This is a genomic window from Streptomyces sp. NBC_01428 (genome assembly GCF_036231965.1).
Classification (GTDB): domain Bacteria; phylum Actinomycetota; class Actinomycetes; order Streptomycetales; family Streptomycetaceae; genus Streptomyces.
This window is the reverse complement of sequence record NZ_CP109499.1, coordinates 2,690,766-2,707,605: the sequence shown is the minus strand read 5'-3', so window position 1 is coordinate 2,707,605 and position 16,840 is coordinate 2,690,766. Positions and strand designations below refer to the sequence as shown.

The following is a 16,840-nucleotide window of genomic DNA, read 5'->3' as shown; positions in this document are numbered from 1 at the left end:
GGTGATAGTCGAGGAGGGAATACAGACGCCGTTCATGGCGCTGTCCCTCTCCCCGGCACCCGCCCGCGCCGTCGGCCCATCCCCAAGTCGGCGGTCGTCGGTTCCTGTCCACAGTGGACGGGGCCGGAAGCCGTTTTCCAACGTTCCGAGAGGTTGTTCGTGTCGGCCAGCACATCCCGTACGCTCCCGCCGGAGATCGCCGAGTCCGTCTCTGTCATGGCGCTCATTGAGCGGGGAAAGGCTGAGGGGCAGATCGCCGGCGATGACGTGCGTCGGGCCTTCGAAGCTGACCAGATTCCGGCCACTCAGTGGAAGAACGTACTGCGCAGCCTCAACCAGATCCTCGAGGAAGAGGGTGTGACGCTGATGGTCAGTGCCGCGGAGCCCAAGCGCACCCGAAAGAGCGTCGCAGCGAAGAGTCCGGCCAAGCGCACCGCCACCAAGACGGTGGCGGCGAAGACGGTGACCGCCAAGAAGGCCACCGCCACCGCGGCTCCGGCCGGCCTCGCCGGCGACCCGGCCGAGGACGAGTCCGCCGGTAAGGCCACTGCCGCCAAGAAGGCGACGGCCAAGAAGGCCGTCGCCAAGAAGACGGTCGCCAAGAAGACCGCGGCCAAGAAGACCACCGCCAAGAAGGACGACGCCGAGCTCGGCGACGACGAGGCGACCGAGGAGACTCCGGCCAAGGCCGGTACCGAGGAGCCCACCGAGGACGGCGCCCAGGGCTTCGTCCTGTCCGACGAGGACGAGGACGACGCGCCCGCGCAGCAGGTCGCCGCCGCCGGTGCCACCGCCGACCCGGTCAAGGACTACCTGAAGCAGATCGGCAAGGTCCCGCTGCTCAACGCCGAGCAGGAGGTCGAGCTCGCCAAGCGCATCGAGGCCGGTCTGTTCGCCGAGGACAAGCTGGCCAACGCCGACAAGCTCGCCCCCAAGCTCAAGCGCGAGCTGGAGATCATCGCCGAGGACGGGCGCCGCGCCAAGAACCACCTCCTGGAGGCCAACCTCCGCCTGGTGGTCTCCCTGGCCAAGCGCTACACCGGCCGCGGCATGCTCTTCCTGGACCTCATCCAGGAGGGCAACCTCGGTCTGATCCGCGCGGTCGAGAAGTTCGACTACACCAAGGGCTACAAGTTCTCCACGTACGCCACCTGGTGGATCCGTCAGGCGATCACCCGCGCGATGGCCGACCAGGCGCGCACCATCCGTATCCCGGTGCACATGGTCGAGGTCATCAACAAGCTCGCGCGCGTGCAGCGCCAGATGCTCCAGGACCTGGGCCGCGAGCCCACTCCGGAGGAGCTGGCCAAGGAACTGGACATGACCCCTGAGAAGGTCATCGAGGTCCAGAAGTACGGCCGTGAGCCCATCTCGCTGCACACCCCTCTGGGCGAGGACGGTGACAGCGAGTTCGGTGACCTCATCGAGGACTCCGAGGCCGTCGTCCCGGCCGACGCGGTCAGCTTCACGCTCCTCCAGGAGCAGCTGCACTCCGTTCTCGACACCCTGTCCGAGCGCGAGGCGGGCGTCGTCTCGATGCGCTTCGGTCTCACCGACGGTCAGCCGAAGACCCTCGACGAGATCGGCAAGGTGTACGGCGTGACCCGTGAGCGGATCCGCCAGATCGAGTCCAAGACCATGTCGAAGCTGCGTCACCCGTCGCGTTCCCAGGTGCTGCGCGACTACCTCGACTAGGCCTCGGCCGTACGCACCGAGGGCCCGGTTTCCCGCAAGGGAGCCGGGCCCTCGGCGTGTGCGCGGCATGCGTGCCCGTGTCCGCTGGATCACTGTGGGTGTTCCATGGTCATCCCAGTGTGAGGAGCGCGCATGCGTCGTCCCTTTGCCTCCGTCCTGGCCCTTGCGGCCGCCGCAGCGGTGATACCGCTGACCTCCCCCGCCCAGGCGGCGGTCGACAGCATCGTCGTCGGCAGCTACCCGGTCCAGATCTCCGACAGTCCCTGGACGGTCGCGCTGTCCAGCCGTGACCGGTTCGGAGGTACGCGCGCGGGACAGTTCTGCGGAGGGGTGGTCATCGGCCCGACCACCGTCCTGACCGCCGCCCACTGTCTGGGCAGTGACGTGCTGGGCTCACCACCCCGTCAGGCTCGCGATCTGAAGGTCATCGCCGGCCGCGGGGACCTGCTGGCCAGTGACGGAAAGGAGATCCCGGTACGCGACATCTGGATCAATCCGCACTATGACACCTACACGAACTCCGGCGACTTCGGCGTGCTGACGCTCTCGGAGCCGCTGCCGGCCGCCGCGGTGATCCGCATGGCTCCCTCGGGAGACTCTGCCTACGAGGCCGGGACGGCCGCCAAGGTCTACGGCTGGGGCGACACGACCGGCGGCGGCGACTACGCGCGCAGCCTGCGGGCCGCGGACGTACACGTCCTGTCCGACGACGCCTGCAAGCGGGCGTACCCGGGCAGTGCGGACGGCACGTACGACGCCGCGTCCATGGTGTGCGCCGGTGAACCGGGCGGCGGCCGTGACGCCTGCCAAGGGGACAGCGGCGGGCCGCTCGTCGCCCAGGGTCGTCTCATCGGCCTGGTGTCCTGGGGGAGCGGCTGTGGGCGCCCTGGGAGCCCTGGCGTGTACACCCGGGTGTCCGAGGCCGCCCGTGCGCTCGGAGCCGCTCACTGAGGCCTTCAGGCGCCGTGGTACGAGTGTGGGCGGTCACTCCCTGGAGTCCAGGAAGCGACCGCCCACTCACCGGCCTGTCGCCGGCACCCGCTCGTCGTTGATGCGAAGGTCAGTGTTCTTCGTCGTTGACGCTTTCGGGAGCGGACGTGAGCCGCTCCGTCTCGTCCTGTATCTCAGCGGCGATCTTCTTGAGTTCCGGCTCGAACTTGCGACCGTGATGGGCGCAGAAGAGCAGTTCTCCGCCGCTCAGGAGGACGACGCGCAGATATGCCTGGGCGCCGCAACGGTCGCAGCGGTCAGCGGCCGTCAGCGGGCTCGCGGGGGTCAGAACAGTAGTCACGTCGCCTCTTCTCTAGCTCGACGAGCTGTCGTACCAGGGTCAACATCCAACCAGGCCGAAAACGTTCCCGCTCGCGGCTTTTCCTCGAAATTTTCTTTCGAGACGGTTGTCTGCTGCCGGTTGGCGGCGAATGAGCCGTATTGCGTGTCTTCGTGTCTGTACGGGTTCGCGCTGTCTGTCAGGGGGTCTGTCCTCCCGGCTGGGTTGCCGGTTGTTCATGAGGACGTGCCCGGAGCCTAAATGGTTCATGCCTCGAAGGGAACGTGATATGTACTTCACTCCATCGAGGGATCGAACACCCATACGACCCTGGACTAGTGTGAGTTTAGTGCGAGGGTGGCGTTACAACGGCTCTACCAGGCCTCGGTACCCTCTGAGCGGCAACCGAAGCCGGGCCCTTACCCAAAAGGGTCCCACCTGAAATTCAGCGAGGAGCGAACCGCGTGACCGCCGAGACGTCCGTGCCGTCCACAGCGCTGCTGACCGGAGCAGACCGGGACGGTTCCAACTACACCGCGCGGCACCTGCTCGTCCTTGAGGGGCTCGAAGCCGTCCGCAAGCGCCCTGGCATGTACATCGGCTCGACCGACAGTCGTGGCCTGATGCACTGCCTCTGGGAGATCATCGACAACTCCGTGGACGAGGCCCTCGGGGGCTACTGCGACCACATCGACGTGATCCTGCACGACGACGGCTCCGTCGAGGTGAAGGACAACGGCCGTGGCATCCCCGTCGACGTGGAGCCCAAGACGGGGCTCTCCGGCGTCGAGGTCGTCATGACCAAGCTCCACGCCGGTGGAAAGTTCGGAGGCGGCTCCTACGCGGCCTCCGGCGGTCTGCACGGCGTGGGCGCCTCGGTGGTGAACGCCCTCTCGGCCCGCCTGGACGTCGAGGTGGACCGCAGCGGCAACACGCACGCGGTGAGCTTCCGGCGCGGCACCCCCGGAGCCTTCAAGGCCGACGGGCCCGACTCCGCCTTCGACCCGACGACCGGGCTGCGCAAGGTCAAGCGGATCCCGAAGAACCGCACCGGCACGCGCGTGCGCTACTGGGCCGACCGCCAGATCTTCCTCAAGGACGCCAAGCTCTCCCTGGACCACCTCCACCAGCGTGCCCGTCAGACCGCTTTCCTGGTCCCGGGGCTCACCATCGTCGTCCGTGACGAGTTCGGGCTCGGTGAGGGCGGCAGCAAGGGTGAGGAGTCGTTCCGCTTCGACGGCGGAATCAGCGAGTTCTGCGAGTACCTGGCCAGTGACAAGCCGGTCTGCGACGTGCTCCGCTTCTCCGGGCAGGGCTCCTTCAAGGAGACCGTTCCCGTCCTCGACGACCACGGGCAGATGACTCCGACCGAGGTCACCCGCGAACTCGGCGTCGACGTCGCGCTGCGCTGGGGCACGGGGTACGACACGACCCTCAAGTCCTTCGTGAACATCATCGCCACCCCGAAGGGCGGCACCCACGTAGCCGGCTTCGAGCAGGCCGTGGCCAAGACGATGAACGAGGTCCTGCGGGCCAAGAAGATGCTCCGGGTCGCCGAGGACGACATCGTCAAGGACGACGCCCTGGAGGGTCTCACCGCCGTCGTCACCGTGCGTCTTGCCGAACCCCAGTTCGAGGGGCAGACCAAGGAGGTCCTCGGGACCTCGGCGGCCCGTCGCATCGTGACGAATGTCGTGAGCAAGGAACTCAAGGCTTTCCTGACCACCACGAAGCGTGACGCCGCGGCCCAGGCTCGGGTCGTCATGGAGAAGGCCGTCTCGGCCGCACGCACGCGGATCGCCGCCCGTCAGCACAAGGACGCCCAGCGCCGTAAGACGGCCCTGGAGTCCTCCTCGCTGCCCGCCAAGCTCGCAGACTGCCGCAGCGACGACGTGGGCCGCAGCGAGCTGTTCATCGTCGAGGGCGACTCCGCGCTCGGTACGGCGAAGCTGGCTCGGACCTCCGAGTTCCAGGCGCTGCTGCCGATCCGCGGCAAGATCCTCAACGTTCAGAAGGCGTCCGTCACGGACATGCTGAAGAACGCCGAGTGCGGCGCGATCATCCAGGTCATAGGAGCCGGGTCGGGCCGGACCTTCGACATCGACGCGGCGCGGTACGGGAAGATCATCCTTCTCGTCGATGCCGATGTGGACGGCGCGCACATCCGGATCCTGCTGCTGACCCTCTTCCAGCGTTACATGCGGCCCATGGTCGAGGCCGGGCGGGTGTTCGCTGCGGTGCCGCCGCTGCACCGGATCGAGCTCAGCCAGCCCAAGAAGGGGCAGGACAAGTACGTCTACACGTACTCGGACCGTGAGCTGCGGGAGACGCTGCTGGAGTTCCAGCGCAAGGGTGTGCGCTACAAGGACTCGATCCAGCGGTACAAGGGTCTCGGCGAGATGGACGCCGATCAGCTGGCCGAGACGACGATGGATCCGCGGTACCGGACCCTGCGACGGATCAACATCTCCGACCTGGACGCTTCCGAGCAGGTGTTCGACCTGTTGATGGGGAACGATGTGGCTCCGCGCAAGGAGTTCATCTCCAGCTCGGCTGCGACGTTGGACCGGTCGCGCATCGACGCGTAGCCCTCCGGGTGCGGTGGCGGTGCGGCCTGGGTCTGGTGGGTGGGGCGGGGCCGTGCCGGTACATCCGCCCGTCGCCGTTGGATCAGCCGTGGGTCGAGGGGCGGGAACTGCTCGATCGGGGCGTAGGCGACGGGCATGTGATGTACCGGCACGGCCTCTCGCGTCGGATGCCGTCTGCGGGCAGCGACTGGCCGGGGCGCGTCCCTTTCGTCGGGTGCCGGGTGCGGGCGTGAATTTCAGCCCCTCCGGCGATTGAGGAGCGGGGTCCGGGGCCGGAGCCCCAGGGATGGGACGGGTAGGGGCGGAGGGGGCGAAGTACGCCCTTGGTCAGCCCGGGAGCTGGCCGGGGGCGTGGGCTCCACCCGTGGGTGGAGGAGCGGGGGCATGGAGGATCCACCCGCGATCCACCTGTGCTCCGATCTGCTGAGCAGGCGATTTCCGTAGCGTCGTGGATGTCGGCAGCACCCGCCGCCGACATCCGCTCCTCGCCCACGGAGGCCGTGCATGTCCGGGCTCATGAACGCAGTCGTGATCGTCGCCGTCGCCGTCCTGGTGATCGCGCGCCAGTTCCGGGCCACTCGTATCGGCACGGACCGGCGGTGGTGGCTCGTGCCCGCCGTTCTCGCCTTCATCGCCCTGCGCGAACCCGGCCTGATCGACCCGCATCACCAGATCGAGGCCTCCGTACTGCTGGGCACCGAGCTGGTCATCGGGCTGGCGATCGGAGCCGGCTGGGCGTGGACGACCCGAATATGGGCCGAGCCGGACGGAACTCTGTGGAGCAAGAGCACCAAGGCGAGCGGCGCCATCTGGATCGGCGGGATATGCCTGCGTGGTGGACTCTTCGGCCTGGGCGCGCTGCTGGGCGTGCACCAGGACTCCGCCGCATTGATGCTCGGGCTGGCGGCCACCCTGCTGGTTCGTGCCGGAGTGGTGATGTGGCGGGCGCAGTCCCTGCGGCCGACTGCGTACGGACAGGCCCCGGCGTACGGTGACGGCGTGGCGCAGGCCCGGTGGAAGGAGCGCGTGTGACCGACAACGCGTGGACACGATGGCCCTCCCGGGAGGCCCTCTCGCGAGAGGGCGTGCACACGGCCCGCCGCGTGTTCGGCCGCGTCACCCGCTCCATCGCCCTCGGCATTCTCATCGTGACGACCCTCACGAACACCGAGCTGAACGGATGGGCCCTCGCCGGAGGTGCCGTGGGCATCGTGGTGTGCGGGTTCCTCGCCTGGGCCTTCTGGCGGACCACGCTCGAGAACCGCCTGCTGCCCTCCCTGGGGCTGCTCGCCGCTCTGTTGACGATCGCGACGGTGGGGCAGGGGGTGGGGTTCCGGATCGCGTCTCTCGTCCTGCTGTGCGGCTGCGCCATCAATGCCATCGAACGGCTGCCCCTCGCGTACGCGATGCCCGCCACGGCTGTGGCCCTGTGCGCGTTCGCGGCGGTCAACGACGACGCCTGGCTGACGACCGCGGCCACCACGGCCGGCCTGGCCCTCGCCGGGTACGTCGTGCGCCTCGACGCGGAGGCGCGGGGGAGTGCGCAGCGGCTGCTGGCCCAGGAGCGTGCGGCACGGGTGGCCGAGGCGGAGTCGGCGGCGCTCGCCGAGCGCGCCCGGATCGCCCGGGAGATCCACGACGTGCTCGCGCACAGCCTGTCCGCGCAGCTGGTGCACCTCGAGGCGGCGCGGCTGCTGATCGAGAGAGGTGCCGACCAGGCGACGGTTCTGGAACGAGTCGTGGCGGCCAGGGGCATGGCCCGTGAGGGGCTCGCGGAAACCCGGCAGGCGCTCTCGGCGCTCCGGGGTGAGATGTCTCCGGTGGAGGACTTTCTCGGCGAGCTAGTCACCACCAATGAACGCGCCGATGTCACGGTGACGGGCGAGCGTCAGTTGCTGCCGGCGGAGGCGTCGCAGGCGGTGCGCCGGGTCGCCCAGGAAGCGCTGACGAACGTGCGCAAGCACGCTCCGGGCGCCAAGGTCCACATCCGGCTGGACTACGGCGAGCACGAAGTGACGCTGGATGTGCGGGACTCGGGAGGAAAGCCGGGCGAGCTCAGCGGTTCGGGAGCCGGGTACGGTCTGCTGGGCATGCGGGAGCGTGCCGAGTTGCTGGGCGGCTCGCTGGAGGCCGGCCCGGGCGAGGAGGGGTTCGTGGTGACGTTGAGGGTGCCCGTATGACCGAGCGGGAGGAAGGCGGGAAGCCGGCCCGAGTCGTCGTGGCGGACGACCAGACGGTCGTGCGTGAGGGCATCGTGATGCTGCTGGGTCTACTGCCCGGGATCGAGGTCGTCGGCGCGGCCGGTGACGGGAACGAAGCGGTGGACCTGGTGGCCAGGCTCGCTCCGGACGTCGTCCTGATGGACCTGCGGATGCCGCGCTGCGACGGGGTCGAGGCGACCCGGCGCATCCGGTCCGAGCATCCTGGGACGCAGGTGGTCGTCCTGACGACGTACGCCGACGACGAGTCGCTGTTCCCTGCACTCAGAGCGGGAGCCCGCGGCTATCTCACCAAGGACGCCGGGGGTGACGAGATCGTGCGGGCCGTGGAGAGCGTGCTCTCCGGGGACGCGGGCCTGTCGCCGAGCGTGCAACGAAGACTGCTGGAGCGCCTGTCGGATCCGCAACCGGAGCCGGGCCCGCCGCCGGAGGCGCCGGACGGGCTCACGTCGCGCGAGACCGAGGTGCTCCTGCTGATCGCCGAAGGTCTCAGCAACCAGGAGATCGCCCGGACGCTCCATGTGTCCACGGCCACGGTGAAGACCCATATCAACAACCTCTTCGCCAAGACGGGGCTCAAGGACCGTGCGCAAGCCGTCCGTTACGCCTATGGGAAGGGTCTCGTACGGCCACCGGCGGGCTGAGTCACCTGATGGGGTGAAGAGCGCGGAGAGAAGAGTCCGGGATCTTCCCGATCTGCACATCCTTGGGCACGCGGCCGAAACGGGTCGCGGACAAGGAGAGTTCGGTGGAGAAGCACGACGGCGGCGACACCGGGGAGGTCCGGTTCGACGACCCCTGGTACGACGCGCTGGCTTCCGGTTGGGGTGAGTTGGACGGCACGGGAGCACCTGCTCCGGCCGTACCGCCCGCCCGCTCGGAGCACGAAGGACGGACCGGCGGGGCGGCCGACGTCTACCTGGAGGTGCAGCGAAGTGCTGCTTTCCAGGAAGTGCGCAGCCGGTACCGCAGGTTCGTGATCCCGGCCGTCGCCGTCTTCTTCCCTTGGTACGTGGGCTATGTGGTGACCGCGACGACGGCGCCGGGGTTCATGGCGCGGCCGGTGGCCGGCGCCGTGAACGTGGCGCTGGTCGCAGGGCTCGGGCAGTTCCTGACGACGTTCGTACTGGCCTGGGCGTACGCACGGCACGCGCGGTTGCGCAGGGACCGGGCGGCGCTCGACCTGCGCTGGGACACCCAGGAGCTGACGCGCAACGTCAGAGGCGGTGACCGGTGAGCGGGAACCATCAGACCCTGGCGCTGCTGCTGTTCAGCATGTTCGTGGCGGTGACGCTGGCCATCACGACGTGGGTGAGCCGCAACCGGCACGGTTCGGCGGAGGAGTTCTACGCCGGCGGGCGGTTGTTCTCGCCGATGGAGAATGGTTTTGCCATCTCCGGGGACTACATGTCGGCCGCGTCGTTCCTCGGCGTCACCGGACTCATCGCCCTCTACGGCTACGACGGCCTGCTGTACGTCGTGGGCTTTCTGGTGGCCTGGCTGGTCGTGCTGTTCCTGGTCGCCGAACTGGTGCGCAACTGCGGCCGGTTCACGCTCGCCGACGTCGTCGCCGCCCGGATGAGTGAGCGGCCGGTGCGGATCGCGGCGGGAACTTCCTCCGTGACGGTGTCCGTTCTCTATCTGGTGGCACAGATGGTGGGTGCGGGCAGCCTGGTCTCGCTGCTGCTCGGAGGCACGAGCGAGGCGGCGCGGAACTGGACGGTCATCGGGGTGGGCGCGCTCATGGTGATCTATGTGTCGATGGGAGGGATGCGGGCGACCACGTGGATCCAGATCGTCAAGGCGGTTCTGCTGCTGGGCGGATCCGTCGTCCTCACCGTCCTCGTCCTGGTGCGGTTCCACGGGGACTTCAACGACCTGCTGCGTTCCGCCGCGGCGCGCAGTGGGCACGGCAAGGCCTTCCTCGTGCCAGGGCTCAGGTACGGCGGGGACTGGACGGCGCGCTTCGACTTCATGAGCCTCGGGCTGGCGCTGCTGCTCGGGACGGCCGGGCTGCCGCACATCCTGTCGCGCTTCTACACCGTGCCGACGGCACGGGCCGCCCGTCGCTCGGTGGTGTGGTCGATCGGACTGATCGGCGGCTTCTACCTGATGACCATCGTGCTGGGCTTCGGCGCGGCGGCGATCGTCGGTCCTGAAGCGGTCCGCGGGTCGAACGCGGCAGGCAACACCGCTGTTCCGCTGCTGGCCCTCGACCTCGGGGGCGGAGCCAACTCCACGGGTGGAACGGTTCTGTTCGCGGTCGTCGCCGCCATCGCCTTCGCCACCATCCTCGCGGTCGTCGCCGGGATCACTCTGGCGTCCTCGGCGGCGGTGGCGCACGACCTGTACGCGTCCATGCGTCTGCGGAACGCGAAGCCGCGCAGCGAGGTCGCCGTCGCGCGTGCGGCCTCGGTCGGGATCGGCGTGGTCGCCATCGCCCTGGGACTCCTGGCCCGCGATCTGAACGTGGCCTTTCTGGTCGGCCTCGCCTTCGCGGTCGCCGCCTCCGCGAATCTCCCCGTGCTGCTGTACTCCCTGTTCTGGCGCAACTTCACGACGCGCGGCGCCGTGTGGGCCGTATACGGCGGACTCGTGCCCTCGCTGCTGCTCGTCCTGTTGTCGCCTGTGGTGTCCGGGAGTCCCGGATCGCTGTTCCCGGGTGTGGACTTCCAGTACTTCCCGCTGGAGAACCCCGGTCTCGTCTCGATCCCCCTCGGTTTCGTCGCGGGCTGGCTCGGCACGGTCACCTCGCACGAGCCGCCCGACGAGGCCAAGCACGCCGAGATCGAGGTGCGCGCGCTCACCGGCGCAGGGGCCGTCTGACACAGGTCCAGCAGGTCATCACGAGGTGCCCGGGCCACTAGGCGAAGGGGCCCGGGCAGGTCGTACGGCTGTCCGGCACGGCATCGCCCGAAGGGTGCCGGCGCCCTGTGTCGTGTTAGGGCGACACCCAGGCGTACCGGTGTTCCGGACGGCCCGTGTCGCCGTACTTGAGGGAGAGGCGCAGGCGGCCGGCCTGTTCCAGGTGGCGCAGGTAGCGCTGGGCGGTGGACCGGCTGAGGCCCGTCTCGGCGGCCACCTCGTGGGCCGACAGCGGTTGGTGCGCGCGGTGCAGGACGCCGCAGATGAGGTCGGTCGTCGGCTCGGAGTGGCCGCTCGGCAGCCCGGGAGCGGACGGTGCGGGGGCGGCGCGCAGGGCGCCGAACATCCGGTCGACCTGCTCCTGGCCGGTCACTCGTCGGCCACCCACCCGGTCCACGGTCCGGCGCAGGGCGGCGTACGAGTCGAGGCGGGTGCGCAGTGCGGTGAAGGTGAACGGCTTGACCAGGTAGTGCACGGCACCCAGCCGCATCGCGGCGCGGACGGTCGTCACGTCACTGGCCGCGGTGATCATGATGACGTCGGTGCCGTGGCCCTGTTCGCGCATCCGGTGGACGAGTTCCAGCCCTGTCAGGTCCGGCAGATAGTGGTCGAGCAGCACCAGGTCGACGGGCGTTCGCTCGACGGCGGCCAGAGCCTGGGCAGCGCTGTGCGCGCGGGCCACCACCCGGAATCCGGGCACTTTCCCCACGTAGCGCGCGTTGATCTCGGCGACGCGGAAGTCGTCGTCGACGACCAGGACGTCAATCATCTGGCCTCTTCCTCTCAAGGCCTGGCGAGCGTTAAGCCCGTGTTTCGGCTCCGCTGTTGTAGCGCGAGCAAAACGAGCACAACAGACCCTTGCAAGCAGAAGTAGGCCTTGCGCCCAGAAGACTGATGCTGTGGCCCGCGCCACATCTACGGTCCCGGCCCATGAGCGCAGACACCAGCCCCGCCATCGAGCTGCGGGGCGCGAGCAAGATCTTCAAGACCCCGTCGGGGGGTCTGCACACCGCCGTGCGGGAACTCGACCTCACCGTCGGACGCGGCGAGTTCGTCGCCGTCGTCGGCCCCACCGGCTGTGGAAAGTCCACCACGCTGACCCTCGTGAGTGGCCTCGAGGAGCCCACTGAAGGCGAGGTCCTCGTCACGGGGGAGCCTGTCTCGGGCGTCGGGAACAAGGTCGGTTTCGTGTTCCAACAGGACGCCACGTTCCCCTGGCGCACGGTCCTGTCCAACGTGATGGCCGGGCCCCGGTTCCGGGGCGTACCCAAGGCGGAGGCCAAGGAGCGGGCCCGTGAGTGGCTGTCCCGGGTCGGGCTGACGGCGTTCGAGGACCGCTACCCGCACCAGCTCTCCGGCGGCCAGCGCAAGCGCGTCGCCCTCGCCGCGACCTTCGTCAACGACCCCGAGATCCTGCTCATGGACGAGCCCTTCTCGGCGCTCGACGTGCAGACCCGGGCGCTGATGTCCGACGAACTTCTCGAACTGTGGGAAGGCACCGGCGCCTCGGTCGTCTTCGTCACCCACGACCTGGAGGAGTCCATCGCGCTCGCCGACAAGGTCGTCGTGATGACCGCGGGCCCCGCCACCGTGAAGCAGGTCTTCGACATCGACCTGCCGCGACCGCGCAAGGTCGAGTCCGTGCGGCTGGAACCACGGTTCATCGAGATCTACCGCGAGATCTGGGAGTCCCTCGGCGAAGAGGTCCGCATCACCCGCGAGAGGGGTGCCGCCGATGTCGCATGAGATTCTCAGCACCCCGGTCGTGGACACGGTGAAGACACCGGGCCGCGAGCAGTCCCGCGTGCGGGCCGCGCGCAAGCGCAAGATCATGGTGAACGCCGCCCGAGTCGTCCTCCTGGTCGCCGTCCTCGGCCTCTGGGAGGTGCTCTCGCGGGCGAAGGTCATCGATCCGTTCAACTTCTCGATGCCCTCGAAGATCTGGGACCAGACCTACACCTGGATGACCCACGGGACCGCGCTCGGTTCCCTCGGTGAGCAGATCTGGTACACGCTGTACGAGGCACTGCTCGGGTGGGTCATCGGTGTCGTCGCCGGTGTCGTGTTCGGCATCGCGCTGGGGCGGATCACCTTGCTCGCAGACGTACTTGGTCCATACATCAAGGTGCTCAACTCGATACCGAGGATCGTCCTCGCGCCCATCTTCGTCATCTGGTTCGGGCTCGGGCCGGCCTCCAAGGTCGCCTCGGCCGTGGTGCTCGTCTTCTTCCCGGTGTTCTTCAACGCCTTCCAGGGCGCCCGGGAGGTCGACCGCAACCTGGTCGCCAACGCCCGGATCCTCGGCGCCAGCGACCGCCGCGTGACGCTCCAGGTCGTCATCCCGTCCGCCACATCGTGGATCTTCACCAGCCTCCACGTCAGTTTCGGCTTCGCCCTCATCGGCGCGATCGTCGGCGAGTACATCGGCGCGACCAAGGGCATCGGCCTGCTCGTCGCGCAGTCACAGGGGACCTTCAACGCGGCCGGTGTGTACGCCGCGATGGTCATCCTCGCCGTCGTCGCCCTCTTCGCCGAAGGACTGCTCACCTTCGCCGAGCGCCGCATCTTCCGCTGGAAGCCGTCGGATTCCGACCGCTGACCCGCCACGGGCCCATCCGACCCGTGATCTCCCCCCGTACTGCTTCCCACCCCTTCACAAGGACGTGAATCCGCATGCGCATCACCGCCCGGTACCCCGCGTTGGCAGCCGCCGGACTGCTCGCTCTCACCTCGCTCACCGCCTGCGCCAATGACGCGGCCAGTTCGACGGCCGACTCGGGCAGCAACGGCGGTGGCGGCAAGGGGGAGCACGTCAAGATCATGGTCGGTGGCCTCGACAAGGTCATCTACATGCCCGCGATGCTCACGCAGCGGCTCGGCTACTTCCAGGACGAGGGTCTCGACGTCCAGCTCCTGAGCGAGCCGGCCGGTGTCCAGGCCGAGACCGCGCTCGTGTCCGGACAGGTGCAGGCGGCCGTCGGCTTCTACGACCACACGCTCGACCTGCAGACCAAGGGCAAGGCGGTCGAGTCCGTCGTGCAGTTCTCGCACGCTCCCGGTGAGGTCGAGATGGTCTCCGACAAGCGGGCGGGTGACATCACGTCGCCCAAGGACTTCAAGGGCAGGAAGCTCGGGGTCACGGGGCTCGGATCCTCGACCGACTTCCTCACGAAGTACCTCGCGGTGAAGAACGGCGTGAAGGTCAGCGAGTTCACGCCGGTCGCCGTCGGCGCCGGCCCCACGTTCGTCTCGGCTCTCCAGCAGGGCGCCATCGACGGCGGCATGACGACCGACCCCACCGTGGCCACCGTCCTGGCGAAGAAGCTCGGCAAGGTACTCGTCGACATGCGGACGCCCGAGGGCTCGCAGGCGGCCCTCGGCGGCCCGTACCCCTCGTCCAGTCTCTACATGCAGACGGACTGGGTGAACGGTCACAAGCAGACGGTCCAGAAGCTGGCCGACGCCTTCGTGAAGACGCTTCGGTGGATGTCCACGCACAGCGCGTCCGAGATCGCCGCCAAGATGCCCGCGGACTACTCCCAAGGCGACAAGAAGCTGTACGCCGAGGCCATCCAGAGCACGCTCCCGATGTTCACCAAGGACGGCGTGATGCCCAAGAACGGTCCGGAGACCGTCGAGAAGGTCCTCAAGGCGTTCAACCCCAACATCCAGAACGCCGATGTGGACCTGAGCAAGACCTACACGACGGAGTTCGTGGACAAGGCCGCCGGCTGATCCCACGGGCGTGGCGCGCCCGCCCGTGCCGTGTCCTCAGACGCGGGTCGCCCAGACATAGCGATGCTCCGGGCGCCCCGCGTCGCCGTACCTGAGGGTCAGCGTGGCCCTTCCGGTGCGCTCCAGCAGCTTCAGATAGCGCTGTGCGGTCTGCCGGCTCAGGCCGGTCTCCTCGGCGACCTCCTGCGCCGACAGCGGGCCCTCGGCGTCGATCAGGGCGCGCCGCACCAGCCCGGCTGTCGGGGGAGAGTGCCCCTTGGGCAGGTCCGGTTCGGAGCTCGCCGAGAGGGTTCCGAAGATCCGGTCCACCTGCGCCTGTTCGGCCTCGCCACCACCGTCCAGAGTGCGCCGCAGTTCCGCGTAGGCCTCCAGTTTCGTCCGCAGCCCGGCGAACGCGAACGGCTTGACCAGGTACTGGAGTGCCCCCTGACGCATGGCCGCCTGGACGGTGGAGATGTCCCGCGCCGCGGTCACCATGATCACGTCGGTCTGACGGCCGCGCCGGCGCATCTCCTGGACGACCGAGAGTCCGGTCTCGTCGGGCAGGTAGTGGTCCAGGAGGACGAGGTCCAGGCGGGGCAGCGCCTCCATCAGGACCAGAGCCTCGGAGGCACTGTGCGCCTCTCCGGCGACGCGGAAACCCGGCACCTTCGCCACGTACGCGGCGTTGACCCGGGCGACCCGGGGGTCGTCGTCCACGACCAGGACCTCGATCATCGCGACTCCTCCTCGGAGTATCCGTTTTCCCGCGCCTCTTCCGTGCTCTCGACGGCCACGCGCGCGGGATGGGCGTGCCCCGCGTCTCCGGGCGTCTCCGCCGGCGCCTCCGTGAGCGCCTCGGGCAGCACGACGGTGAACTCGGCACCCCCGCCCTCCGCGTCCGCCACCTCCGCGCTGCCGCCCTGGCGTTCGGCGAACCGGCGCACCAGGGAGAGACCGATTCCTCGCTTGCCGTGGGCCGGGGGCTTCTTCGTGCTCCACCCGTCCGTGAAGATCAACTCCCGCCGCTCCGCCGGGATGCCGGGTCCGGTGTCCTGGACCCGCAGCACGGCGGTGCGCTCCACCGACCGCAACTCGACCTCCACGCGTGCGTGCGGTGTGCCCGCGACGGCGTCCAGCGCGTTGTCGACGAGGTTCCCCACGACGGTGACGAGCCCACGCGGGTCGACCAGCCGGTCCGGGAGCATCGTCCGGTCCGAGACCCACAACGCCACGCCGCGTTCGGCGGCCACCGTCGCCTTGCCCACCAGAAGGGCGGCGAGGAGCGGATCGTGGACCTTCTCGGTGACCTGTTCCGCGGTGACCCGGTGGTCTCCCACCACCTCACCGACGAACTCCACGGCGTCGTCGTACATCTCCAGTTCGAGCAGCCCCAGAAGCGTGTGCATGCGGTTGGCGTGCTCGTGATCCTGCGCCCGCAGAGCATCGATGAGGCCGCGGGTGGAGTCCAGCTCGCGGCCCAACTGCTCCAGCTCGGTGCGGTCGCGCAACGTGGCGACCGCACCGCCGTCGTCGGTGGGCATCCGGTTGGCGACCAGCACACGCTGTCCGCGGACGGTGAGCAGATCGGTACCGGTGACCCGCCCGGCCAGCACGTCGGTCGTACGACCGGACCCGAGCGCGTCGTCCAGCGGCTGCCCGATGGCCTCGGCACCGACCCCCAGCAGACGCTGCGCCTCGTCGTTCAGGAGACGTACGTGACCGCCGCGGTCCAGGGCCACCACGCCCTCCCGGATGCCGTGCAGCATCGCCTCGCGCTCCGCCAGCAGTGCCGCGATGTCGGAGAAGGCCAGGTCACGGGTCTGCCGCTGCACTCTGCGGGAGATCAGATACGCGGCCAGCGCGCCGACGGCCATGGCTCCGCCCGCGTACGCGAACAACCCCGGGATCGCGTCGATCAACCGGGCCCGCACGCTGTCGTACCGGATGCCCACCGAGACCGCGCCGATGATCCTGTCGTCGGCGTCGCGCAACGGGACCTTTCCGCGCGCGGAGCGGCCGAGGGTTCCGGTGTCGATCTCCATGACGTCGCGGCCCTCCAGGGCCTTGCGCGGGTCCGTCGAGACCTGTCGCCCGATCTCCTTCGGGTCGGTGTGCGACCAGCGGATGCCCCGCGTGTCCATCACCACGACGTACTCGGCGTCACTGGCCTTCCGTATCCGCTCCGCCTCGGCCTGCACGGGTCCGGCCGTGGAAGGACTCGTGCTCCTGAGGTCCTCGGCGATCTGCGGCTGCACCGCTGTGGTCTGGGCGATCGCGAGGGCGCGCTGCATGGCCTGGTCGTCCAGCTGCGCGCTGAGCGGCGCCAGGAACAGGCCGGTGGCGAGAACGGCGACTCCCGCCGCGATCACGATCTGCATCAGCAGGACCTGCGAGAACACCCGCCGCGGCATGCCGAACCGCAGTCGTCGTGCGGGGGGAGTGGGCCTCATGCGTACGACCGTACGGGGGCGGGTGCGGCTCATCGA

Annotated in this window: 15 protein-coding genes; 11 read left to right on the top strand and 4 right to left on the bottom strand. The window is 68.9% G+C overall.

Annotation, left to right across the window (positions count from 1 at the left end; genetic code table 11):
- Window positions 1-159: 159 nt before the first annotated feature.
- Window positions 160-1,695: an RNA polymerase sigma factor gene (locus OG406_RS11660; protein ID WP_266852057.1), complete on the top strand. Its 1,536-nt coding sequence runs from the start codon at window positions 160-162 to the stop codon at window positions 1,693-1,695.
- Between the two features lie 132 nt (window positions 1,696-1,827).
- Window positions 1,828-2,646: a S1 family serine peptidase gene (locus OG406_RS11655; protein WP_329185618.1), complete on the top strand. Its 819-nt coding sequence runs from the start codon at window positions 1,828-1,830 to the stop codon at window positions 2,644-2,646.
- A 109-nt stretch (window positions 2,647-2,755) separates the two neighbouring features.
- Here the strand turns inward: OG406_RS11655 and OG406_RS11650 are convergent, their stop codons facing one another.
- Window positions 2,756-2,986 (bottom strand): DUF7455 domain-containing protein, encoded by a 231-nt coding sequence (locus OG406_RS11650; RefSeq protein ID WP_081219811.1) that lies wholly within the window; start codon window positions 2,984-2,986, stop codon window positions 2,756-2,758.
- A 443-nt stretch (window positions 2,987-3,429) separates the two neighbouring features.
- On the opposite strand from OG406_RS11650, the gene OG406_RS11645 reads away from it, so the two are divergent.
- The 6 genes from OG406_RS11645 (at window position 3,430) to OG406_RS11620 (ending at window position 10,598) form a co-directional block, all read left to right on the top strand.
- Entirely contained in the window at window positions 3,430-5,553 is a 2,124-nt protein-coding gene (locus OG406_RS11645) for a DNA gyrase/topoisomerase IV subunit B (RefSeq protein ID WP_329185615.1), read from the top strand.
- Between the two features lie 504 nt (window positions 5,554-6,057).
- The gene (locus OG406_RS11640; RefSeq protein WP_329185614.1) at window positions 6,058-6,585 is read left to right on the top strand and encodes a DUF1453 domain-containing protein; all 528 of its coding nucleotides are present in this window, start codon (window positions 6,058-6,060) and stop codon (window positions 6,583-6,585) included.
- Complete coding sequence (locus OG406_RS11635) at window positions 6,582-7,733, top strand: sensor histidine kinase (RefSeq protein WP_329185613.1); 1,152 nt, start codon at window positions 6,582-6,584, stop codon at window positions 7,731-7,733. Before OG406_RS11640 ends, OG406_RS11635 begins: the two co-directional genes overlap by 4 nt.
- Complete coding sequence (locus OG406_RS11630; protein ID WP_329185611.1) at window positions 7,730-8,416, top strand: response regulator transcription factor; 687 nt, start codon at window positions 7,730-7,732, stop codon at window positions 8,414-8,416. The genes OG406_RS11635 and OG406_RS11630 overlap by 4 nt, the downstream gene beginning before the upstream one ends.
- 104 nt (window positions 8,417-8,520) lie before the next feature.
- Window positions 8,521-9,009 carry a DUF485 domain-containing protein gene (locus OG406_RS11625; RefSeq protein ID WP_081219816.1) on the top strand — a complete coding sequence of 163 codons (489 nt, stop codon included), beginning with the start codon at window positions 8,521-8,523 and terminating at the stop codon, window positions 9,007-9,009.
- Window positions 9,006-10,598, top strand: a complete 1,593-nt coding sequence (locus OG406_RS11620) for a solute symporter family protein (protein WP_329185609.1) — start codon at window positions 9,006-9,008, stop codon at window positions 10,596-10,598. Before OG406_RS11625 ends, OG406_RS11620 begins: the two co-directional genes overlap by 4 nt.
- Before the next feature lie 115 nt (window positions 10,599-10,713).
- On the opposite strand, the gene OG406_RS11615 is transcribed toward OG406_RS11620, so the two are convergent.
- The gene (locus OG406_RS11615) at window positions 10,714-11,406 is read right to left on the bottom strand and encodes a response regulator (RefSeq protein WP_164375202.1); all 693 of its coding nucleotides are present in this window, start codon (window positions 11,404-11,406) and stop codon (window positions 10,714-10,716) included.
- A gap of 161 nt (window positions 11,407-11,567) precedes the next feature.
- On the opposite strand from OG406_RS11615, the gene OG406_RS11610 reads away from it, so the two are divergent.
- From OG406_RS11610 to OG406_RS11600, 3 genes are all read left to right on the top strand, one after another.
- Window positions 11,568-12,383 carry an ABC transporter ATP-binding protein gene (locus tag OG406_RS11610; protein WP_164375201.1) on the top strand — a complete coding sequence of 272 codons (816 nt, stop codon included), beginning with the start codon at window positions 11,568-11,570 and terminating at the stop codon, window positions 12,381-12,383.
- The gene (locus OG406_RS11605) at window positions 12,373-13,236 is read left to right on the top strand and encodes an ABC transporter permease (protein ID WP_329185607.1); all 864 of its coding nucleotides are present in this window, start codon (window positions 12,373-12,375) and stop codon (window positions 13,234-13,236) included. Before OG406_RS11610 ends, OG406_RS11605 begins: the two co-directional genes overlap by 11 nt.
- 74 nt (window positions 13,237-13,310) lie before the next feature.
- Window positions 13,311-14,372, top strand: coding sequence for an ABC transporter substrate-binding protein (locus tag OG406_RS11600; RefSeq protein ID WP_329185605.1), 1,062 nt, complete (start codon window positions 13,311-13,313; stop codon window positions 14,370-14,372).
- Window positions 14,373-14,408: 36 nt separating this feature from the next.
- Here the strand turns inward: OG406_RS11600 and OG406_RS11595 are convergent, their stop codons facing one another.
- Together OG406_RS11595 and OG406_RS11590 are read right to left on the bottom strand one after the other, a co-directional pair.
- The gene (locus tag OG406_RS11595) at window positions 14,409-15,089 is read right to left on the bottom strand and encodes a response regulator (RefSeq protein ID WP_329185604.1); all 681 of its coding nucleotides are present in this window, start codon (window positions 15,087-15,089) and stop codon (window positions 14,409-14,411) included.
- The gene (locus OG406_RS11590) at window positions 15,086-16,804 is read right to left on the bottom strand and encodes a sensor histidine kinase (protein WP_329185603.1); all 1,719 of its coding nucleotides are present in this window, start codon (window positions 16,802-16,804) and stop codon (window positions 15,086-15,088) included. The genes OG406_RS11595 and OG406_RS11590 overlap by 4 nt, the downstream gene beginning before the upstream one ends.
- Window positions 16,805-16,840: the final 36 nt, after the last annotated feature.